Raw genomic sequence first — 20,532 nt, forward strand, 5'->3', positions numbered from 1 at the left:
CTTCAACTGAAGCGCTTTTGCAAGGCCGTATTCAGTGCCTCTGACAATAAAACCAAAACGATGATTGCCAACGTCACGGTCGCAGCCTTTTCATACTGAAACGACCGTACGTAGGTTTGTACATACAACCCGATGCCACCGGCACCGACAATGCCCAGTATCAGGCTTTCGCGCAGATTTAGCTCAAACCGAAATACGGTATCGCGCACGATCACAGGCGCCATCTGCGGCCAGATTGCCCAACGCAACTGTTGAATTCTGTTGGCCCCTGCGCTTTCAAGCGCCGCCACAGGAGCGGTGGCAACATTGTCGATGGCTTCCGCATAGAACTTTGCCAACATGCCGGTCGCGTGAAATGTGATTGCCAGAATACCGGGAAGCGGGCCCAACCCAACAGCGCCCACCATTAGCATAGCGACCAGGATCAGTGGGATCGACCGGATAACCGCAAGCAAGGCACGGACGGGACGCCAGATCGCTGCTGGCACCATAGTTTCAGAGGCCAAAACGGCCAGTCCCGCCGACAGGATCACAGCGAACAATGTTCCCAGAATGGCGATCCTCAGTGTCTCCGCCAGCCCGGTCAGAACCTCGCGCCAAACGGACAGGTCAGGTGGGATCATGCGCCCCAAAAACTCTGCCAGACGGGGTCCCGCGCCTGGCAGCTTGCCCAATCCCATATCTCCGCTGGTCAGCGACCACAGGATCGCCAGCACCAGCATGACCCAAATGACGGATCGACCCATCAACTGACTACACGCAGCCCCGATGTGACACCGGCACCGTGATACAGTTCATCGATGTCCCCGCTGGTCAACTGAGCCGAAGGTTTGTCGAACAATACCACGCCATCTCGCAGGCCTATGATGCGCTCAGCAAAGCAGCGTGACAGGTCGGGCTGATGCGAGCTGAAAATGACGCCGATTTCGCGGCTACGTGCAGAGCTGGTGATCAGGCTCAGAATGCGTTCGGCGTGAGCAGGGTCCAAATTGCTGACGGGCTCATCCGCAAGGATCAACTCGGGTTCTTGTGCCAGACATCTTGCAATCGCAACGCGCTGCCGTTGTCCACCCGACAACTGATCGGCACGGCGGCTTGCCAGATCGGACAGCCCCGTATCCTGAAGCGCTCGTGTCACACACATATGGTCCTCTTCCCGAAACCGACCCCAGAGTGAGGACCAGATAGTCATCCGGCCCATCCGACCGTTCATCACATTCTGATAAACACTCTGCCGATCAACCAATGCGAATTCCTGGAAGACAAAGCCAGTATTGGCACGGTCCTCGCGGGATGGAATTCCTGTTGCCAAAAGTGGCTTGCCCAGCACCTGTGCCTCGCCCTGCCATCCACTCAAACGACCATCCAACAACGCCAGCAACGTTGATTTGCCCGCACCCGAAGGACCCAGTAGCGCGACGCTTTCACCGGGCTGCACCGACAGCGAAACATCTGAAAGAGCTGCCGCACTGGCAAAGTGCTGCGATACCGCGTTGAGTGAAACTATAGGGTTCATTTCAGAAACCCATAGCGCCGCGCAGTCTCGCGCACGCCTTCGTAAACCGAAGGATCAGCAGGAAGATACCCGTCCGGGCCATAGAGGTAAGCCAGCAGATGACGGTTCTCACTCTCGTTGAGGCGCAGCATGGTTTTAATGAACTTCGCCTGCAGCCCGGCGTCCAGATCAGGGCGGGCAATGATTGCGTGGCTGGGAATTTGTTCTGATTCCGCCAGCACCTTGACCTCGGCCTGCTGATCCGGAGTCAGATAGAGATCGGCATACTGGCTCGCACCCGCCGCATCGACCAGCCCATTGGCCATGGCCTGCATCGCTTGCTGATATCCGCCAGCAAAGAATTTTTGCCCGAAAAAGCTGTCGGCATCGCCCGTGCCCGAGAACAGCCCGGCGCGCACAAACAGATCAAGGGGATAGATGTAACCGGATTCCGAGACCGGATCGGAAAAGGCGATGTCACGTCCCCGGAGATCTGCCAGCGTTTCGATTCCGCTGTCACGCCGCACGAAGACCCGGCCCGAATAGCTGGGTTGCCCGCGATAAACCTCGGACAATAGCGGTACGGCGCCGATCTGGTCTTCGGCCAACACAAAGGGCAACGCTCCCATGAACGAGATATCGGCATCACCGTTGCGCAGCGCCTCAACGGCAGCAGCGTGGTCGAACGTGACAAACCCCGTGACCGGGACGCCCATCTGCTCTGAAAGCCAGCCGGTGATGACGTTGATGTCACCCAACAGCTTTTCGGGGTTCTCCTGCGGGATGAAGGCCAGCTTCAGCCCCCGGTCAGTTGCAGCCATTACGGGCAGGGCTGCAGATGCGGCTGCAGCGACCAGAAAATTGCGGCGCGACAACATCAGAACATCCTCTCGTCAATTTCGGCCTGCATGGCCTTGAACAGTTCCCACTGGCGGGTGGCTTCGGTCCAGTTTCCTTCGGCGCTGGCATCGCCAACCGCTCGCAGGATCGCGGCGAATTCGTAGATTTCGGGCTTGGCGTTCTGATTGACCATGACACTGGCATCCGCGGCCAGATCAGGAGCTACCGTGTCGATCAGAACCGCTATGTTTTTGGCATCCTGCATCGGCAGCAGGGTATCGAGCGTGCTGGCGAATGTCGTCAGCTCCTCCCAGGACAAGCGGAATACGCTGTTGCGACCTTCGAATACTTGATAGGGGTCTTCACCGTCTCCAACAGCTTCGACGTAGGCCGTCAGATCTGCGCGCTGTGCTTCGTCCAAACCCAAATTTTTGGTATCATTGAACCAGTCAACAACGCTGGCCAGCGTCGGCAGCGATCCGTCATGCATGTAAGGTGCAGTGAAATTGACGTTGCGCAGCGTCGGGGTTTCGAACGCAGAAGCCGTGCCGCCGGGGAATGGTGGTTCAGCGCTGCCGATGTCGTAGGTCAGACCATCGCGGAACTGACGGTCAGGCGTGTGACACGAAGCGCAGGACTTGTCACCAAGTCCTGCAAATTTGGTGTTGAATAGCACCTCCCCGCGCTTGGCGTCATCTGACGCCAGATCCGTCAGCTTACCGGACCGATCGATCTTTGGGTTGGGAAGAAAGTCGAACTGTTTGACATAGGCTTCCAGCGCGTCCAGTTGGAACGGCGTTGGTTCCTTTCCCGCGAATTCGGTCACAATCACATTTCGGATGAACCGGCGCAGGCTGGGTTCGCGCCCGTCGCGGCCATAAGGTGCGGTAAAGCGGATGCCGCGCATGGAAGGCGTGTCCAAGTGATCATCGGTCCGGTCATTGAACATTGGATTGAAGAACGATCCGTCCACATCCATCCCACCCGGATGGGATGAAAGGCCCGGAATGAAGAAATCCCGGTTCACGTCGGAGCGGTTGTGGCAGGTCGAGCAGGCGATGCCTAACTCGCGCGCCGGGCCGCCGAAGATTTCAGGGCTATCGAACAGCATATCGCCATAGGCCACCAGCGGTAGATTGGCTTCATCCTCACCCGCCTCTTCAAACTGAAGAACCAGCCGCGGCAGCTGCGCCTGATCTCCGATGTTCGACCCTGGCGGCAGCGTGGCGGGCATTGTGATTTGTTCGCCGGAAAGCACAACTGTTTCAGGCAGCGGTGTTAACTTGTCGCGTTGGGCATACTCGGATGGCAGATAGTTGGCACGAATATAGGCAGCGACAATGGCCTGAGCCTCCGCAAATTGGTCGACATCCACCGTTTGTGCACCATTGCCCAGTACTCCTGCGCTGCCAAGGGTGGAGTTCAGAACCAGCCATGCCCGGCCCAGATCGCGAGCCGCCGACGCATCCGCAGCCTTGATACCATCTTCGAATGCGCGGAACAGAGCTGCCGCTTGTGCAACCTCGCGGGCCGCCTCAGGCTGACCCAGCGCGGTCTTTGCGACATCCAGATGGCGCAGAATTCCCTCAGCAATGGCAATTGTGCTTGCTTCGAACAGCGCCTGGAGATCTTCGGCTTCCATAGCTTGGTTGATCGCAAGCGCCTCTTTGTCGGAAACGCGTGACAATGGAGCGACCTGAATGTCACTGCCAGGTGCGGGCGAGGTCCAACTCCTCTCAATTTCATCCCAGGGAACCGGGGTTAGATTTCCCATGAACAAGGTCAGTCGATACGCGGCAGCGCGCGGAGCCCAAGGAGATTCTTCAATCGCCGTGGCATCCGCGATCACTGGCAATGCACAAAGAAGTGTGGACGCTATCAGATATTTCATAGCACTGTCTATTAAAGTTAGCCTTGTCTAATTTATTGATGAAGGCATGCTCATTGTCAAGTTCGGCTTTCAGGTGCATACACTAGTGACTGGATTAACGACCTAATCGTGAGCCGATGACTGAAACGACACCGCAAGATTCAGATCGTAGTATTGATACCCAGGCGAGCGGGTTTGAGGCTGTGCGACAGGCGCACCAAAGCGAAATGGTTGAGGACTACGTTGAACTTATTGCGGAGTTGATCCATCAGAATGGCACGGCGCGCCCGGTCGAAATAGCCGAGCGGTTGGGCGTAACCCAACCTACGGTTTCGAAGAATTTGGCCCGTTTGAAACGAGAAGGTTTCATAGAACAAATTCCCTACCGCTCACTTCAACTGACCGATGCCGGGCGTCAATTGGCGGAAGCTTGTAGAAGGCGTCACCGGATTGTCGTGGAGTTCCTGATCGCCTTGGGCGTTTCACCGGAAGTCGCAGAGCATGACGCTGAAGGCATTGAGCATCATGTAAGCGAAGAGACCCTTGCAGTTTTTAAAGGGTTCGTTGGGCGGACTGAGGAAACAAAGTAGAAACAAAAAAACCTAAGTTGTGCTGGCGAATTCTGACACTCTTAGTTTTAGAAAGACTAAGACCTCTTAAACCTTTGTTGAGCCGTTACACTAGCCCCGCAAGAACACTTGTCGCATCTGAAAAGTGAAAAATGAGCGGATTTAGTGATTGAATCTTTTCCCAAGCAGCCAAGGTAAAAATCGGTCTAGCTCATTTATTTTCATTGGGGGTCGAAACCTTTAGCCGCAGTGGCCTTACTACAGCAGCTATCCCCCAACTGAATTGGCGGACATGGTACAGTTGCGTAGGAACAAAAGACACAGCAATCGCCTGCCAGCGGTTTCAAAACTGCCTCGCATGATTTGCATTCATAAAACCACTGGCACGAGTCAATTGGCATTTTCTCGGTTTCAACGTGCCCACACCGAGGGCAGGTCAAAATGCTATCGAGCACCACAGTTTGATTTGTCATTGTCTCACATCTGCATGATTAGATAGTCGTTGATTTGAGCCTCATTGAACACGATGACCCATGCCAACGCGGTAGTCGCCGTGCTTCCGACAAGCCACCATTTCAGATTTGCCAACGTCCCGTTTAGATGCGCTAAGAACCACGAAACCCCGGCCAGCGCTGTTGAGACGGCGAGAACACAGTAGCTTGCCGCCGCTATTTTTCCGAATACTGCCAACCAACTGCCGCCCAAGCCTAACAACATCATGGCCATTGGAAGAACACAGCATGTTGCGACGCCCAGAGCTGAAACCGATCCCAAGTAGCTGAGGTTCACGTATTTCTTCATCTTTTGCTCCCGAGATGCTCGATTTGATTGTGTTGAAGCACCGGTATTCAGAGCGTATAACACCTGTAGTAACTACAGGATCAAGTGGAGGCACTTCACATGATTGCGATAGGTGAGGCTTCCCGGCAATCCGGGGTTGGCATAGAAACCATCCGCTACTACGAACGCGAAGGTATCGTACCAAGACCTGTGCGAGCTCTGAACAATCGTCGCCTCTATTCAGCAAGCGATGTGGGAAGACTTCGATTTTTGAAGAGGTGCCGCGACCTGGGATTTCCTCTCCCAGACGCAAAGGCGCTTTTAGAGCTGTCAGAAGGAAGTGCCGAAGACTGCCGGTCGGTGAAAGAGCTGGCCGAGGCGCATATTTCTAGCGTTCGAAGCAAGATTGATGAGCTCAGACGTCTGGAGTACGCCTTGAGTGAGCTTACTGCCAATTGTGATAGTGGTAACGTTCACTGCCCGATGCTGCAAAGTCTGCGAACGATGGATGATATCTGACTCTGGACACTGGGCGGAAACTCAGGGTCTGAGATTTAGCCAGATCACCTCAGACCAAGGTCTGTGGTGCGGTAACAGATTGTAGTTCATAGTCGATTTCACGATGAGAGCGAAAGTAACTGACCTGACGATTGGCAATTGGTCGTTGTCGCGAGTCTTTCTTGCGGCAAGTATCTTCGTGATGGGTACTGCTACCGCAATCGTTGGGGTCTGGGTGTCTAATCGAATTCAGAACGCAGTCGTGCAAAACTCCGCCAACTCCGCAGCGCTGTATATGGAAAGCGTAGTTTCCCCGCTCAGCCAGGAATTGGCACATGGCGACCGCCTTTCTGAGCAGGCGAGCCTGGCGCTGGATGAGATATTCATGACCCAGCCAATGCGTGACCGTATCGTTTCCTACAAATTCTGGAAGCAAGGTGGTGTGATTGCGCATGCCTCGGATACAGACATCATAGGAAACCGTTTCAATCCAACGGATGATTTAAGGCGAGCGTGGAACGGTGATATCTCCGGCTCTTTCGAAGAGCTTGATCATGCCGAGAGCGCCGCCGAGGCGGCATTGGGGATACCACTGCTTGAAGTTTACAGCCCCATCCGCGAACTCTGGTCCGGCGAAATCATCGCAGTTGCGGAGTTCTACGAAAGAGCTGACCAGCTTGAGTTAGACTTAGCCAAGGCTAGGCGAACAAGTTGGTTGGTCGTCGGCTCCGCATTTCTGGCAAGTACAATTGTTTTGTATTCCATCGTCGCAATTGGCGACAAAACAATTCGACGACAGGGGTCTCTTCTTAAACAGCGGTTGAAAGAAAGTGAGAAGATGGCTGAGCAGAATGCGCTGCTGCGGTCGCGTGTGGTCGAGGCGTCAGAAAGATATACCACGCAAACAGATCGGTTCCTCAAGAATCTTGGAGCTGAGCTACATGATGGCCCTGCGCAATACCTGTCGCTCGCCGCCCTTAGACTGGAGGCGGCGTTTTCCAAAGAGTCGGAAAGGCCTAAAGAGGCAGTGGAAATTCAGCAGTCTTTGCAAAAATCGCTGGCTGAAATTCGTGCAATTTCGCGAGGGCTGTCCGCGCCAGATATCGATAGCCTGCCACTCGTCGATGTTGTGAAGAGAGCCGTAGAGGATCACGCCGAACACAGCCCGTTGCGACCGGATATTTCATTCCTGGGCAGCCAGGCCCCAGAGTTGTCATTGTCCGACAAACTGTGCGTTTTTCGGTTCCTCCAGGAAACGCTTTCCAATGCGGCGAGATATGCTCCAGCTTCCAAGTGCACTGTTATCGCTGAGGCGCAGAACGACCGCATAGTTGTAAAGATCACAGACGACGGACCAGGATTTGACAGGTCAGAAGAAACCGCGTTGCGAGACGATGGTGGCCAGGGGCTTATGGGCTTGCGAGATCGGGTCGAGAGTATTGGTGGCAGGTTCGACGTCGCATCGAGACCGGGCGAAGGCACCACCATAGCTATGACACTATTTCCCAGAAAGTTAGGCACATCATGACTACATCTGTCGTAATAGCCGATGATCACCCGATATTCAGGGATGGTTTGCAACGCACGTTGGATGAAGCAGATGGCTTCGAAGTTTTAGCCGCTGGGTCCAGTGCTGAAGAGGCAGTATCGCTGGTCGGCACGCATCAGCCGGACATAGCTATTCTTGACCTCTCGATGCCCGGTGGCGGGATAAGCGCGACACGTAAAATCGCGGCAATGGCAAATCCACCCGTCATTGCAATCTTGACAGTCTCAGAGAACAGCGGCGATGTCGCGGACGCCTTGGAGGCGGGTGCGATTGGGTACATTGTGAAGGGAGTAACCGCAAGCGAACTAACCGCTTCTTTACGCAGCATCGCCGCAGGTGAAGGGTTCGTTTCTTCTGGCTTGGCCTCGCGGGTACTTCTTCAAATCAACGCTGACACCGGCATGTCTGTTAACAGCAGCATTCTAGATGACCTTACACATCGTGAGGAAGAAATACTGAGACGTGTGGCCAAAGGACTGAGTAATCGTGAAATCGCCGACGAGTTAGACCTTCAGGAAAAGACCGTGAAGCACTACATGACCGCAGTTCTGTCCAAGCTTCATGCGCGAAATCGGGTAGAGGCCGCGCTCATTGCACATGATGTTTGGAACAAGGGAGAATAGCTGCGGTCTCTTTGACGACGGTGGCGGCCCCTCACCAAAAAGAAGCCGCCAACGGATTATCGACTGGAATTGCAGCTCAGTTGGCGACCGACTGTAACCTCCGGCGATCAGAGGCCGTTGCGTTTCTTTCAACAACAGTCCGGTTGTAAGGGTCTTTCAACTCGTAACGCCCAAACTCGATCTCCTCTTTCCAACCATTGGCATAATTTACTTCGATATTGTTGCCTTGGCGTTCGATTTTCGTGGGTCGACTTCCAGCAGTGCCGCCTTGCCCAGATGAGCGTACATTGTCGATTGAGATACCATTCGCCAAGGACCGAAGCCTTGAAACGTCAGCGCCTGTCGCGGAGCGTTCCTCAACAGTTCGGTTCTGAGCATTCTTTCTCTCATACCGCCCGTTTTCGATCTCTTCCTTGGTTCCGTCCGAGTAACGCACTTCGATGCCGTTGGCGTTTGTTTCGACCTTTGTTATCCCAGCCGAACCCGACGATTTACCCCCTGATTGAGACCGATCCTTCTTTCCGCTGCCCTTATTGGAGCGTTTGGAGTCATCGTCGTCATTATCGTCATCGTCATCGTCGTCGCGACCACTTTTTCCTGATCCCGAATTGTCGTCCCGGTCATCATCTCTGTCGTCGTCCCGGTCATCATCTCTGTCGTCGTCTCGATCATCGTCTCTGTCGTCATCGCGATCATCATCCCTGTCATCGTCACGATCATCATCCCGGTCATCGTCACGATCATCCCCGTCTTTCCCTTTGCCGCTTTTGGCAAAGGCATATGACGGTTCAAAAAGTAGGCGACCATCCTCATCAAAGGTTGGCACATAAGGCGTCGCGGCAATCAACGAAGCCAACGCCGCGGTACTTAGAAGTTGACCCAGCTTTCTTTGAATTTTCATTTTCGCCTCCAATTTTGATCGACACGCATCGTGACATTGGAGACAGGCTACTACCGGTCCGACTTTCCCACATCGGGCTTAGGTCTGACGAATTTCAAGCCGAACGTCTTAATCAGATCAGTCAAACCAATAGATTTTTTGCAGAACCAAATGAGCAGTTCAGTGGGGATTAACCCCGTCGCCTTTCAACTCGTCATCAGGTTCGAGGTGAATGACAAAGACGGAACCCGGGTACAGACACTCTAGTTCTTCCTCTATGTCGTTACATATATCGTGCGCTGCGCTGACTGGCATTGTGCCGTCCACAACAAGGTGAAACTCTACAAAGATAACATTCGCGGATCTGCGCCCTTTGAGGTCATGATACTCTAAGGCTGCGCCGAGATTTGCTTCGATTGCATTAGAAACAGTCTGCAAGTCATGTTCCGACAGGCTCACATCCATCAGGCCATCGACGGATGCCCGAATAACTTTCCAGCCCTCCCACAAGATGTTCAGCGCAACAAGAATTGCCAGGATCGGGTCAAGGATCAACCAGCCAGTGACAAGCGCTAGTATCAGTCCTGCGACGACACCAACAGAAGTCATAACATCCGTAAAAATGTGGCGGGAGCTCGCTTCCAAGGCGGGCGATCCCTCGCGCCTACCTGTCCTAAGCAAGAGGAAGGCCCATGCACCGTTCACACCCGTTGCAACGATATTGACGGCAATTCCAAGCAGCGGCGCATCCTCAAGATGCGGGTTCGGGAGCACCAGTACAGCTTCTCTGATGATCAAGAACGCCGCCAACACAATCAGCGCGCCCTCAACCACGGCTGAAAGATACTCCGCTTTTTTATGACCAAAGGGGTGGTTTTGGTCAGGGGGCTTATTGGCAACCCGAACTGCGAAATACGCCAACAAAGCCGCGACAACATTCACGGTTGATTCCATTGCGTCTGACAACAAAGCCACCGAACCTGTCAGCCACCAAGCCAACAGTTTCAGGGCCAGTACCGCAATGGATATCGGGATAGACCAAAGAGCGATTTTTTGTGTCATTTGGCCGCGACCCTCAGTCAATCATGTACAGAAACTCGGGTGATTGGTGAGCTCCGATGTTCAAAACGTAAAACAGGTGTTTGGCGAAAAGGGAATAGGTCTTACGGCATCCTATTGGCGACAGCATCTGGTCGCCGCTGCGTGGCGCCAAACGACTGTTATTCGGATGAAAGCCCGGTCGACGAAACAGGAACAGCCTTGAGATAGGCGGCAATCGCCAAACGGTCCTCATCCGTCAGCCGTGAGGTGTTCTCGATGACTTCCACCATCTCACCACCCGCACTGTCATAGTCTGGTGTAAAGCCAGATTTTAGGTATTCGGCAATGTCTGCCTCTGACCAATCAAGCTGGTCTGAGGTTAAGCCGGGGATACGACCTTTCCCGTTTGGATTTGGTGCACCCGTCAGCCAAAGGTCTCGTTTCAGGCCCCCTAAACCATTTCGCGGGGTATGGCATTCAGCGCAATGACCCAGCGCCTCGACCAAATACCTGCCATGTTTTTGTTGGTCGGTCAGATCATCTTCGACCACCCAGCCTGATGACATGAACAAGAGCTTCCATCCCCCCAATCCGCGCCGAACGCTGAAAGGAAAACCTACGTCATGCGCAACACTTTCCGTTGCGGCCGCTGGCAGCGTGCCGAGGAATGCGTGTAGCGAAACCACGTCTTCGGCCGACATGTTGGCGTAAGAGGTATAGGGAAACGCTGGGAAATAGTGCTGCCCTTCGGGTCCGGTTCCATGGATCAAGGCATTGGCCAGATCCAGGGCAGACCAGGATCCGACACCAGTTTCCGGGTCACTGGAAATGTTGGGGGCAATGAACGTGCCGAATTCCGTCTCAAACCGGCGACCACCAGCGAGCACGAGCTTGTCTTCACCGACCGCATCCGGCGCTGAATGACAGGATGCGCATCCTGCCGCGTGGAACACGATTTCACCTCTGGCAAGATCTGGGTTCAAACCGTCGAGTCGTGATTGTTCCATTCGTTGAGGTCGGGTCAGCACCAAACCGGCCAACCCGACCAGCGCAATGACGATTGCGACAAAGAAAAGAAAGCGCCGCACCGTCAGGGCCCAATCAGTTCTTTGGAGCTCTGTATGCTTTGTGACATGCCGAACAGCTTCCGCCCAGATCGCCCATCGCTGCTTTCAGGGCATCAACATCTTGACCTGCCGCAGCCTGCATCGCAACAGCGGCGTCTGCCATGGCCTGCCCTTTTGCACCCACGTCAGGGAAGTTCTCCCAGATCGCAGGCAATGCACGGGTGGTCGGATCGGACACATTGTCAGATCCCTGGGGCCACATCGCGGATTGATCGATTTGTGTCAGTACAACAAGATTATTCGCGGCCCGAGTTGCGGCCTCGGCATCATAATCGACCTCTCCCTTAGCCATTCCGCCAAGTGTACCAAGGTTGAAGGCATAGAGTTGCATGATTGAGGTACGAGCTTTCACAGCTGGGTTTTCACTTTCTTGGGCGATGGCTGTGCCAATGGCGGCCAATGACAAAAGACCGGTCGCGAATACTGAGAACTTCTTCTTCATGATGTGTCTCCCTGTTTAATGCTCCGAATGTTAACTTGAACGATTTTTCTTGTAATTGTTTGTTATTGGTCGTCACTTGTTAATTTATGAACAACGAAAACTGGGATGATATTCGGTACGCGCTCGCCGTAAGCAAATACGGCTCACTCAATGCAGCGGCAGCGGCACTGGGCGTCACGCATGCGACCGTGTTGCGAAGGGTGGCCGCATTCGAAGAGCGCAATAGCTGTGTGATTTTCCAGAAAAGCCCTTCGGGATACTCCGCCCTGCCCGAGGCCAGAGCAGTTCTGTCGGCTATGGAAAGCGTCGAAGATGCGGTGCTATCGGTCGAACGTGCGCTTGTAGGAGCAAACCGGTCTCCGGTAGGTCACGTACGTATCGCGTCAACTGACAGCCTTTGCCAGCTTGTTTTGCCCCAAATACTTAAAGAGATATCCCAGTTGTACCCTGGCTTGGAGCTGACTTTATTGAGCGGCAACAGCCATCATGATTTATCGAGATTAACTGCGGACATCGCCGTAAGGCCCTCCATAAAACTTGAAGAAGGGCTTGTTGGGGAACGCGCAGGTACGCTGTCATTTGGAGTTTTCGACGACGGCGGCACCAATCAAAAATGGATGCGGCTTGATGGGGCATTGAGTCGTTCTCTTCCAGCAAAATGGCTTGCCGATCATGTCAGTGCGGATGAAATGACCAACGGAGCAGATAGCTTCTTAGTGCTTCAGCAGATGGCTGCATCTGGGGTGGGCAGAGCGTTTCTGCCCTTGTTCATCGGGAACGCGGACCCTCGGCTTCAGCTATCGAGCGAGATGGATCCTAGAATTGATGTTCCACTGTGGGTCGCGACACTTGATGAAATAGCACACACTCCGAGGTTTGCCATTGTACAACGAGCTTTGATTGATCGCATAGCCAACAAAACACTCTGCCGCTGAGAACAACGGGAAGTCGCGCCCTCGCTCGGGCGGACTGTACGCTTTCAGGCCTTCAAGGGTTTCGTCCGGTGGCAGGAAACGCGCGATCATTAAGGTTACTAACGTCGCAAAAGGCGCGGCTGACCTCTAAGGCAACCCCATTGTTCGCTGCCTGACCTACAAATCAGCTCTGATTTTCCGAAAGGGAAGTCAGATCAAACCAAACAGTCCGTCGGAGCATGAACTGGAGGCGGTGGGTTAGTTTATGAAGCAAATGTCAAATTCAACTAATGTCTAACATTGGGGGCGTCTTCTGATGACGAACGTCCACCGCTTGTCTGGTCCAACTATGACGGTTAGGTCGGGTTCGCTTGACTTTAAACAACAGGAATGCGGGGAGACATATAGCTTTGCGATTCGATAGATATTAGTTTACTGATTTTATATGTTATTTTTCCTTAGAGGAGCGCAGACACTAACATTCGCAAGTCAAGGCATTTCCGATTAGTCAGCGCCCTTCTTAGAATTTCTCAGGTATTAGCTGCGTCTCGACCAATGAGCAAACGCGCTTCTCTCTGACATCCACTGTGGTTTGTGCCGGCTGGTGATCAGCGCCCGTAATAGGCCTTCGGCATCATCCATAGCCTCGCTCGTTTCGCAAATCGTGATGCCCAGGTCGTCTAAATTCGTTTTGTAGAGCTCCGAACAACGAGTCGTGTGGCGAGCTCTTCGGATTTAGGTGCCTGATCAGAAGCGATCCAATCGGCTAGCGCGTCTGCTGCTCGTTCACCCATCTTAGAAACAGGTAGATGCACGCTTGTCAGAGGCGGAACGGTCACGGACGAAATTGGAAGGTCGTCAACGCCCATCATAGAAATCTGATCCGGGACGCTGATGTTTTGCGCTTGAAGACCAAGCAAAACCCCAAGCGCAACGACGTCAGATAGGCATAAAATTGCATCTGGCTTGGTGTTTAGACCGCCGAGGTGTTTTGCAACGTTTACTCCGCCCTGATGGCTGATCTCGGTTTCGAAGGTTGAAAGATTTCCAGCGAAGGGAAAGGTTGTAATGCCTGCAAGGCGAGCTCGTGTGCGATCATTGTCGTGAACCGGGCCATGTACGACAGCAATGTCCCGATGTCCGAGATCTGCAAGGTGCTGCAATGCAAGTTGCGCCGCGGCTGCGTTATCATACCCGATGGTCGGCAACGGGTTTTCGGGGTCAAAGAAAGACGTAATGATTGTTGGCAACATAGTGCGCTCGATCAGATCGAGCAGCGCGGCATTGTGTGTGGCTCCGGTGATAATCAGCCCCTCAGCTCCGATATCCAGCAGGCTTTTGGCTTTCTTGGCTTCGATATCCAGATTTGCCTCGGTGGTTGCTACGATCAGTGACAATTGGTGGTCCGACAGCTTGCGCTCTAGCGCCGCAAGAAAGCGGGCAAAGATTGCGTTGTCCAGAGTTGGGACCAATGCGCCGACAAATCTAGTGCGTCCGGAGTTGATCGCGCGCGCGGCCGCACTTGGGACAAATTTGAGGTCAGCGATGGTGGCTTGAACTTTTTCCAGAGTATCTTTCTTAACCACACTCGGTTCGTTCAACACGCGCGACACCGTCGCGACAGACACGCCCGCAGCCTTTGCTACATCTCTGAGATTTGCGCGTTTTTTAGGCTCTGGGGCTTTTTGCATCGTAGGATTTGGTGTCCATTTCGCGGAATTCTGAGTAAAGAGTTGACATATGTAACTAGTTTCATCAACCTCTGTAACTAGTTACATTTTGGGAATTCAGCAGCGATATGCAGGGGTCATCCGTCTTACACGCGTTTACCAACTCGGGGTTTGACAGCCCTGGCCGCCTGTTTCCTGGGTTTCAGAACGCTTCTGACACCCGCATGCACACCCTTACCCCACGTGAGGCTGTTCGACTGGTCGTAAAGCACGGTGATTTGCTTTCGATAGAAGGGGTTGGTCCAAAGCAAGCACTGGATGTTGTGGCGTTCACCAATGATGGAAAGTCGGGACTGGCGGCGCTGAGTTTGACAGCAACCGGGCACGTCAAATGGGACGATTTTGATAGTACACAGCTCCTGACTTGGGTTACGGCGCATGGCGGCAGTCGGCAGGTTCCCTGTCACAGGCTGGACCATATACCCGAGCCGCTGATTCTCCGCGCAGACCACACGGTTACTGTCTGGGTGATAAGTACAACCGGGGTTACAGGGTTGATTGAAGGCAGTGCGACCGGGAACATCACAGTCTTGCACAAACCAGCAATGGTCAAAGGGCCGCCTTTGCCACCTTTGCTGGGTGATACACGGGACGAATTCACCGTGCAACGCGGCAGCGCTCTGGCCTATGAACTGAAGGCTGGAGAATTTGTTCAAATCATCGACATTGAAGGCCAGCAGTGTTCTGACTTCATGGCGCTGCGAACTGATGGGCTGGATCGTGGCCAGGAATGGATGATCGATTCAACTGCCACTCGGTCGATGGTGCGCCGTGCCTATCCCGGCCCCGGCTTGCTGGACAAATTCTTTGATCGTGAGATGCGCCCGCTGTTGAATGTGGTTCAGGATACCTGCGGTCGGCATGACACATTCGGGCTAGCCTGTACCGCTCGCGGGTATGAGGAGCGAGGGTTCCCCGGCCATCTGAACTGTTCGGATAATATGTCAAATGCCTTGGCCCCTTACGGTGTTTCACAGCGGGCTGCGTGGCCTGCAATCAATTTCTTCTGGAATACATGGATCGACCCGACGAACCATCACATTCTAACCGAGGAATCCCACTCGCGTCCCGGTGACTATGTCGCCATGCGCGCGCTTGAGGATCTGGTTTGCGTCTCGACCGCCTGCCCGGACGACATTGATCCCATCAATGGCTGGAACCCGACCGATGTGCATGTACGCATCTACCGCCCCAAAACGCCCATCCGCCGTGCGGTTGCCTATCGTGAAAAGGAAGACGCGCCCATGTCGATCAGTCAGGAGTCGGCCTTTCACGACCGTCTGGCCCCGTTAACCCAGCATTTCGCACCTGCGCGCGACCTATGGGCGCCCGTCAGTTACCCTGCCCACGGCACGTTGGGTGAATACTGGGCCTGTCGCGAGGCGGTGACTGTTCAGGACATGAGCGGGCTTCGCAAATTCGATATTGTCGGCCCGGATGCCGAGGCTCTGATGCAATTGGCCACCACGCGCAATGTGGCGAAGCTATCGGTCTGGCGCGGGTCTTATACATTGATGTGTGACGAGAGCGGCTCGGTGATCGACGATGGCACCCTGTTCCGACTTGCGCCCGAAATCTTCCGTTGGTGTTGCGGCACCGAGGAAAGCGGGCGCGCGTTGCAAGAACTGGCCGATGCGCGTGGCCTGCAAGTGCGGATCCATGCACTGCGTGGAGCAATGCCCAACCTGGCCATTCAAGGGCCAAAGTCGCGCGAACTGCTACGCAAGATCGCCTTTACGCAACCGCATGTGCCAGGCTTGGATCATCTGAAATGGTTCGGCGTCACCGTCGCGCGGCTACGTGACCGCGAGGGTGCGCCGTTTATGCTGTCACGCTCGGGGTATACCGGTGAGTTGGGGTATGAGGTCTTCTGTTCCAAATCCGACGCCGTTGCGATCTGGGATGCGGTGATGGCGGCTGGGGAAGAGTTTGGGATCACGCCAATGGGCTCGGCCGCCCTGGACATCATCCGGATAGAGGCAGGGCTGGCCGCGGCCAATGCCGAGTTTGCGCCGGGTGTCGATGCCTTTGAGGCTGGTCTTGGCTTCGCCGTCGATCTGACAAAAACTGAATTCACTGGAAAAGCCGCACTGGAACGCAACCTGCGCGAGCCACGTCGGGCGCTCAAAGGGCTTTTAATCGGATGCGATGATGTGCCAACGCACGGTGCACCCGTCTATACAGGTGAACGGCAAGTAGGAGTGGTAACGTCTGCCACCCGATCACCGACGCTGGAACACGCAATCGCAATGGCACGGTTATCCATCGAACACGCGGAAAACGGCACTCAACTTGAGATCGGTCAACTCGACGGGCGGATGAAACGCCTGCGAGCCACCGTCTCGGATATTCCATTCATAGACCCGCAACGTAAGCGGGCGCGCGCCTGAAGGCGCATGCAACTCAACGCAACGGGAGAAAGTACATGAAAAAACTGAAACTTATTGCAACCTTGACCTTTGCTTTCGGCGCAACAACGGCGATGGCACAAGAAAAGGTTATGGTGGGCGAGCCCAGCTGGCCCGGTGCCAAAATAATGAGCCGTGTGATCGGCCAGATCATTGAGACCCGCTTGGGTGGAGAAGCTGGCTATGCCCCCGGAGCAAACGCGGTGATCTTTGCCGCCATGGATGGCGGTCGTGGTGACATCGACGTACACCCGGATGTTTGGCTGCCGAACCAGTCGTCCTTTACGGATGAATATGTCGATCAGAAAGGCACCGTAGGTTTGTCCTCAGGCAGTTACGAAGGCCGCGCTGGGATTTGTGTGCCAAACTACATGGTCGAAGATCACAACATCCGTTCGATCTACGACCTGGCGACACCCGTCGCGCAAGAGCTGTTTGACTCCGATGGCGACGGCATGGGTGAGGTCTGGGTTGGTGCCTCGGGCTGGGCCTCGACCAACACGTTCAAGGTGCGGGTGCGGGATTATGGGATCGAGACATTTCTGACGCCGACCACCGAAGACGAAACCGTGTTCTATTCCCGTCTGAAAGATCAGATCGACCAGAAGAAAGGCGCGGCCTTCTACTGCTACGCGCCACACTACGTGCACGCCTTATATGATGTGACCATTCTGGAAGAGCCCGAGCACGACGCGGCCACCTACAAGATGGTTCAGCCCGATCAGGATGCCGATTGGTATAACAAATCCCATGTCAGCACGGGTGAACCGGTCAAAACCGTGACAGTGGCGCATTCGAAATCGCTGGAACAGCGCAACCCGGCAGCGGCCTCTTTCCTTGCCAATATCGACATGGATGCGGGAGAGCTAAGCGGTCTGACTTATGAAGTCGTAGTCAAGGGCCGTGACACGGATGAAGTCGTAGCCGAATGGATCGCCGCCAACGGCGATATCGTCGACGGTTGGCTGGGACTGACGACCAACTAAAGCCCATGCGCCCCTGACTATCGGGGGCGCGAACCAACACAATTCCAATGGGGCCAATATGACAGCGGAAATAGCAATCGACGCAAAAGGCGTGTGGAAAGTTTTCGGTACACGCTCGCAGGAGGCTTTGAACGCTATCCACAGCGAGGGCCTGAGCAAGGCTGAGGTGCTGGAACGCTTCAACTGCGTTGTCGGCGTGGCTGATGCCAGCTTTGAGATCGAACGAGGTGAACTGTTCTGCGTCATGGGCCTGTCGGGTTCGGGTAAATCGACCCTTGTGCGTCATGTGAACCGTCTGCTGGAGCCCACTGACGGCCATATCTATCTGGATGGCGAGGATGTGATGGGCCTGAACGATGAAGGTCTGCGCGATCTGCGTAACCGGCGCGTTGCGATGGTGTTCCAGAACTTTGGCTTGATGCCTCACCGCACAGTCCGCGACAATGTAGCAATGCCGCTGGAAATTCGCGGAACCGGAAAAGCACGCCGCTGGGAAGAGGCCGACCGGGTGCTGGAGCTGGTCGAGCTGAACGGTTGGGAAGACAAATACGCACATGAGCTGTCAGGCGGTATGCAACAACGCGTGGGACTGGCCCGTGCGATCGCTGCAGACCCTGAAATCCTTTTGATGGATGAGCCGTTCTCGGCCCTAGACCCGCTAATCCGCAAGCAGTTGCAGGATCAGTTCATGGACCTCAGTCACAAGCTGAACAAAACCACGATGTTTATCACCCACGACCTGGATGAAGCAATCCGCATCGGCCACCGCATCGCGATCATGAAGGACGGGCGCATCGTGCAGATCGGCACACCGGAAGAGATCATACTCAACCCCGCTGACGACTATGTGGCCGACTTTGTGGCGGGGATTTCGAAACTCAATATGATCTTCGCCCATGCGGTCATGAAACCGGTCGATGAGTTCGAGGCGCATCACGGCGAACTCCCGGAGGATGCCAAAGAGGCTCACCCAGATATGGATCTGTCCGACCTGATGAATCTCTGCGTGGACGGACATGGAGTCGTAGCCGTAACGCAGGATGGCCAGACGGTAGGTGTTATTAACCGTGCGGGTTTGATCCGCGCAATTCAGGACAGTCAGGCGTAAGGGCAACGATATGAAACATGTTGATACGCAACAGATCCAACCGGAAACCGCCGACCGTCTGAATGGGCTAATAGGAGATTTTGTCGGTCAGGGGAACGCCTATTACCAGAAGACCTTCGCCTACATGATGCAGGCCCCAGGCTATCGCTTTACTTTAAACACAGCTGCAGCAATCCTCGGGCCGATCTGGTTTGGTGCACGCGGGCTGTGGTCGTGGTTTCTCGGGTTTTTGGTTTTGGAAACGCTGGCCTACATCCAGATCGGTCTGGGTTTGTTTGGTGATCTTGGGCGCGAGTTCCGCGAGCGGGCGATACAGATCGAGCAGACACTGGAGCTGCGCCGACAGCAGATTGCAGCGGCGGAGCAATCCGGGTCGACCACGTTGGAGTCGTTGAAACGCGCGGCGGAATCACTTGAAGGTGCTCTGGCTGGCGCGCAGGAGGCCGCACGCACAGCGGACTCTACCGGTGTCACGTATCTGATCATTGGGATCGCCCTTCTGCTGGCAGTCAAGTTTTTAGCTGCTTCGCTGGCCAACTGGACGCTTGAAGGTCAATTCGCGCGCTGGCGTTCAGACCCAAGTGTAGCCCATGGCTGGTCTATCTCTCGGCTGATTGTGGCAACGGCGTTGACCGCTGTGGTGGTGATCCTGTCTATGATCAAATTTGCACAACCGGACGCGGTGGCTGTGCTCAAGACCTTCCCAACCAACCGGGACTGGCGTCTGAACGTAGGCGATGGTGTGCAAGCGGTGTTCGAGTGGACCAAGACTGCCGGGCGCGGCTTCTTTGATGGGCTGACCTATGGTATGCGCACCCTGCTGGACTGGATCGAGGTTGTGCTGGTCGATACCCCCTGGCCGGTCGTAGCTTTGGTGATCATCATGCTGGCTTACCTGTCGGCTGGTCCCCGTGTGGCGATCTTCACCGGAGCCGCGCTGGCCTATCTAGGCCTGCTGGATTTTTGGGAAAAGGCGATGACTACAATCGCCCTGTTGGGCGCCGCGGCGCTGATTTCGATCACGCTGGGCATTCCATTGGGTATCTATTGCGCCCGTCGCCCACGTGCTTTTGCCATCGTGCGGCCCATTCTAGATTTCATGCAGTCAATGCCCTCCTTCGTCTACCTGATCCCGGTGGTGGCTTTTATTGGATCTGGAAAGCCTGCAGGCGTAGTTGCAACCATGATTTTCGGTAGCCCTCCGGTAATCCGCTTTACGGTACTTGGCCTGCAGCAAGTCCCTGAAACTGTGCGGGAAGCCGCTTTGGCCTTTGGAGCAACGCCTCGTTACCTGCTATGGCGGGTAGACCTGCCCTTGGCGCACAAAACCATCATGGCAGGTGTGAACCAGACTATCCTGATGTCTCTGGCAATGGTTGTTGTCGCCTCGCTGATCGGCGCCAAGGGTTTGGGCGAGGACGTGCTAGAGGCACTGCAATACGCAGCGGCGGGACAAGGAATTCTGGCCGGTTTGGCAATCTTGTTCTGCGCGTTAATCTTGGATCGGATTGTGGCCGGACGAAAATAACAATTGTGGCAAACGCACGATCATCCGACTGAAGTTCTAAGTGTGTTTTCAAAGCCAATTGGTAGAGGGCGCTGCCTGAAGAGCAATCCGATGCTTTGCCCATACCTCTCAAAAAAGGCTGAGAAACATCCGGTGCATTAATCT

20 protein-coding genes are annotated in these 20,532 nt (G+C 54.7%); 9 read left to right on the forward strand and 11 right to left on the reverse strand.

Translation table 11 applies throughout. From position 1 onward, the window contains the following. Positions 1–2 precede the first annotated feature (2 nt). Genes phnE through ACR0DK_RS03715 form a run of 4 tightly spaced genes read right to left on the reverse strand, consistent with a single transcriptional unit; the run spans position 3 to position 4,226 of the window. Positions 3–746, reverse strand: coding sequence for a phosphonate ABC transporter, permease protein PhnE (gene phnE, locus ACR0DK_RS03700; RefSeq protein WP_223116998.1), 744 nt, complete (start codon positions 744–746; stop codon positions 3–5). Next, entirely contained in the window at positions 746–1,516 is a 771-nt protein-coding gene (locus ACR0DK_RS03705) for a phosphonate ABC transporter ATP-binding protein (protein WP_480734787.1), read from the reverse strand. Before ACR0DK_RS03705 ends, phnE begins: the two co-directional genes overlap by 1 nt. Then, the gene (locus tag ACR0DK_RS03710; RefSeq protein WP_480615653.1) at positions 1,513–2,373 is read right to left on the reverse strand and encodes a phosphate/phosphite/phosphonate ABC transporter substrate-binding protein; all 861 of its coding nucleotides are present in this window, start codon (positions 2,371–2,373) and stop codon (positions 1,513–1,515) included. The genes ACR0DK_RS03705 and ACR0DK_RS03710 overlap by 4 nt, the downstream gene beginning before the upstream one ends. Then, positions 2,373–4,226 carry a cytochrome c peroxidase gene (locus ACR0DK_RS03715; RefSeq protein ID WP_480734788.1) on the reverse strand — a complete coding sequence of 618 codons (1,854 nt, stop codon included), beginning with the start codon at positions 4,224–4,226 and terminating at the stop codon, positions 2,373–2,375. Before ACR0DK_RS03715 ends, ACR0DK_RS03710 begins: the two co-directional genes overlap by 1 nt. A gap of 116 nt (positions 4,227–4,342) precedes the next feature. Between ACR0DK_RS03715 and mntR the strand changes: the two genes are divergently transcribed. Next, positions 4,343–4,795 carry a manganese-binding transcriptional regulator MntR gene (gene mntR / locus ACR0DK_RS03720; RefSeq protein ID WP_480734789.1) on the forward strand — a complete coding sequence of 151 codons (453 nt, stop codon included), beginning with the start codon at positions 4,343–4,345 and terminating at the stop codon, positions 4,793–4,795. 200 nt (positions 4,796–4,995) lie between these two features. Here mntR and ACR0DK_RS03725 read toward each other — a convergent pair whose 3' ends face one another. Beyond that, positions 4,996–5,247 carry a GDCCVxC domain-containing (seleno)protein gene (locus ACR0DK_RS03725; RefSeq protein WP_480734790.1) on the reverse strand — a complete coding sequence of 84 codons (252 nt, stop codon included), beginning with the start codon at positions 5,245–5,247 and terminating at the stop codon, positions 4,996–4,998. A gap of 4 nt (positions 5,248–5,251) precedes the next feature. Next, complete coding sequence (locus ACR0DK_RS03730; RefSeq protein ID WP_480734791.1) at positions 5,252–5,575, reverse strand: hypothetical protein; 324 nt, start codon at positions 5,573–5,575, stop codon at positions 5,252–5,254. A 99-nt stretch (positions 5,576–5,674) separates the two neighbouring features. Here ACR0DK_RS03730 and ACR0DK_RS03735 point away from each other — a divergent pair, with 99 nt between their 5' ends. The 3 genes from ACR0DK_RS03735 (at position 5,675) to ACR0DK_RS03745 (ending at position 8,224) form a co-directional block, all read left to right on the forward strand. Beyond that, a complete protein-coding gene (locus ACR0DK_RS03735) occupies positions 5,675–6,073 on the forward strand; it encodes a MerR family transcriptional regulator (protein WP_480734792.1) in 399 nt (132 codons plus the stop codon). Positions 6,074–6,176: 103 nt separating this feature from the next. Then, positions 6,177–7,580, forward strand: coding sequence for a sensor histidine kinase (locus tag ACR0DK_RS03740; protein WP_480734793.1), 1,404 nt, complete (start codon positions 6,177–6,179; stop codon positions 7,578–7,580). Then, positions 7,577–8,224 (forward strand): response regulator, encoded by a 648-nt coding sequence (locus ACR0DK_RS03745; protein WP_480734795.1) that lies wholly within the window; start codon positions 7,577–7,579, stop codon positions 8,222–8,224. Before ACR0DK_RS03740 ends, ACR0DK_RS03745 begins: the two co-directional genes overlap by 4 nt. Before the next feature lie 76 nt (positions 8,225–8,300). Here the strand turns inward: ACR0DK_RS03745 and ACR0DK_RS03750 are convergent, their stop codons facing one another. The 4 genes from ACR0DK_RS03750 to ACR0DK_RS03765 all read right to left on the reverse strand — a co-directional run bounded on the left by ACR0DK_RS03750 (position 8,301) and on the right by ACR0DK_RS03765 (position 11,714). After that, entirely contained in the window at positions 8,301–9,125 is an 825-nt protein-coding gene (locus tag ACR0DK_RS03750) for a hypothetical protein (RefSeq protein WP_480734797.1), read from the reverse strand. 159 nt (positions 9,126–9,284) lie between these two features. After that, on the reverse strand, positions 9,285–10,166 hold the full coding sequence (locus ACR0DK_RS03755) for a cation diffusion facilitator family transporter (protein ID WP_480734799.1): 882 nt from the start codon (positions 10,164–10,166) through the stop codon (positions 9,285–9,287). A 158-nt stretch (positions 10,167–10,324) separates the two neighbouring features. Further along, positions 10,325–11,233 (reverse strand): c-type cytochrome, encoded by a 909-nt coding sequence (locus ACR0DK_RS03760; protein ID WP_480734801.1) that lies wholly within the window; start codon positions 11,231–11,233, stop codon positions 10,325–10,327. 13 nt (positions 11,234–11,246) lie between these two features. Next, the gene (locus tag ACR0DK_RS03765; RefSeq protein WP_223117006.1) at positions 11,247–11,714 is read right to left on the reverse strand and encodes a c-type cytochrome; all 468 of its coding nucleotides are present in this window, start codon (positions 11,712–11,714) and stop codon (positions 11,247–11,249) included. Between the two features lie 86 nt (positions 11,715–11,800). Here ACR0DK_RS03765 and ACR0DK_RS03770 point away from each other — a divergent pair, with 86 nt between their 5' ends. Then, positions 11,801–12,649 (forward strand): LysR family transcriptional regulator, encoded by an 849-nt coding sequence (locus ACR0DK_RS03770; RefSeq protein ID WP_480734803.1) that lies wholly within the window; start codon positions 11,801–11,803, stop codon positions 12,647–12,649. Between the two features lie 659 nt (positions 12,650–13,308). On the opposite strand, the gene ACR0DK_RS03775 is transcribed toward ACR0DK_RS03770, so the two are convergent. Further along, positions 13,309–14,319, reverse strand: a complete 1,011-nt coding sequence (locus ACR0DK_RS03775) for a LacI family DNA-binding transcriptional regulator (RefSeq protein WP_170625029.1) — start codon at positions 14,317–14,319, stop codon at positions 13,309–13,311. A gap of 203 nt (positions 14,320–14,522) precedes the next feature. On the opposite strand from ACR0DK_RS03775, the gene ACR0DK_RS03780 reads away from it, so the two are divergent. The 4 genes from ACR0DK_RS03780 to ACR0DK_RS03795 are packed head-to-tail and all read left to right on the forward strand — an operon-like array spanning position 14,523 to position 20,388. After that, positions 14,523–16,748, forward strand: coding sequence for a DUF1989 domain-containing protein (locus ACR0DK_RS03780; protein ID WP_480734805.1), 2,226 nt, complete (start codon positions 14,523–14,525; stop codon positions 16,746–16,748). 35 nt (positions 16,749–16,783) lie between these two features. Next, positions 16,784–17,752: an ABC transporter substrate-binding protein gene (locus tag ACR0DK_RS03785; protein ID WP_170392767.1), complete on the forward strand. Its 969-nt coding sequence runs from the start codon at positions 16,784–16,786 to the stop codon at positions 17,750–17,752. A 58-nt stretch (positions 17,753–17,810) separates the two neighbouring features. After that, positions 17,811–18,860: a quaternary amine ABC transporter ATP-binding protein gene (locus ACR0DK_RS03790; RefSeq protein WP_170565386.1), complete on the forward strand. Its 1,050-nt coding sequence runs from the start codon at positions 17,811–17,813 to the stop codon at positions 18,858–18,860. 10 nt (positions 18,861–18,870) lie between these two features. Then, on the forward strand, positions 18,871–20,388 hold the full coding sequence (locus tag ACR0DK_RS03795; RefSeq protein ID WP_170392769.1) for an ABC transporter permease: 1,518 nt from the start codon (positions 18,871–18,873) through the stop codon (positions 20,386–20,388). Positions 20,389–20,532 lie beyond the last annotated feature (144 nt).

Source organism: Ruegeria sp. CE6 (assembly GCF_056537485.1).

Coding starts and splice junctions, on each gene's coding strand:
- ACR0DK_RS03740 (WP_480734793.1), top strand. CDS start 6,177: ATGAGAGCGAAAGTAACTGACCTGACGATTGGCAATTGGTCGTTGTCG.
- ACR0DK_RS03790 (WP_170565386.1), top strand. CDS start 17,811: ATGACAGCGGAAATAGCAATCGACGCAAAAGGCGTGTGGAAAGTTTTC.
- ACR0DK_RS03735 (WP_480734792.1), top strand. CDS start 5,675: ATGATTGCGATAGGTGAGGCTTCCCGGCAATCCGGGGTTGGCATAGAA.
- ACR0DK_RS03795 (WP_170392769.1), top strand. CDS start 18,871: ATGAAACATGTTGATACGCAACAGATCCAACCGGAAACCGCCGACCGT.
- ACR0DK_RS03715 (WP_480734788.1), bottom strand. CDS start 4,226: ATGAAATATCTGATAGCGTCCACACTTCTTTGTGCATTGCCAGTGATC.
- ACR0DK_RS03730 (WP_480734791.1), bottom strand. CDS start 5,575: ATGAAGAAATACGTGAACCTCAGCTACTTGGGATCGGTTTCAGCTCTG.
- ACR0DK_RS03725 (WP_480734790.1), bottom strand. CDS start 5,247: ATGACAAATCAAACTGTGGTGCTCGATAGCATTTTGACCTGCCCTCGG.
- ACR0DK_RS03705 (WP_480734787.1), bottom strand. CDS start 1,516: ATGAACCCTATAGTTTCACTCAACGCGGTATCGCAGCACTTTGCCAGT.
- ACR0DK_RS03780 (WP_480734805.1), top strand. CDS start 14,523: ATGCACACCCTTACCCCACGTGAGGCTGTTCGACTGGTCGTAAAGCAC.
- ACR0DK_RS03775 (WP_170625029.1), bottom strand. CDS start 14,319: ATGCAAAAAGCCCCAGAGCCTAAAAAACGCGCAAATCTCAGAGATGTA.
- ACR0DK_RS03765 (WP_223117006.1), bottom strand. CDS start 11,714: ATGAAGAAGAAGTTCTCAGTATTCGCGACCGGTCTTTTGTCATTGGCC.
- ACR0DK_RS03750 (WP_480734797.1), bottom strand. CDS start 9,125: ATGAAAATTCAAAGAAAGCTGGGTCAACTTCTAAGTACCGCGGCGTTG.
- ACR0DK_RS03755 (WP_480734799.1), bottom strand. CDS start 10,166: ATGACACAAAAAATCGCTCTTTGGTCTATCCCGATATCCATTGCGGTA.
- ACR0DK_RS03770 (WP_480734803.1), top strand. CDS start 11,801: ATGAACAACGAAAACTGGGATGATATTCGGTACGCGCTCGCCGTAAGC.
- ACR0DK_RS03745 (WP_480734795.1), top strand. CDS start 7,577: ATGACTACATCTGTCGTAATAGCCGATGATCACCCGATATTCAGGGAT.
- phnE (WP_223116998.1), bottom strand. CDS start 746: ATGGGTCGATCCGTCATTTGGGTCATGCTGGTGCTGGCGATCCTGTGG.
- mntR (WP_480734789.1), top strand. CDS start 4,343: ATGACTGAAACGACACCGCAAGATTCAGATCGTAGTATTGATACCCAG.
- ACR0DK_RS03710 (WP_480615653.1), bottom strand. CDS start 2,373: ATGTTGTCGCGCCGCAATTTTCTGGTCGCTGCAGCCGCATCTGCAGCC.
- ACR0DK_RS03785 (WP_170392767.1), top strand. CDS start 16,784: ATGAAAAAACTGAAACTTATTGCAACCTTGACCTTTGCTTTCGGCGCA.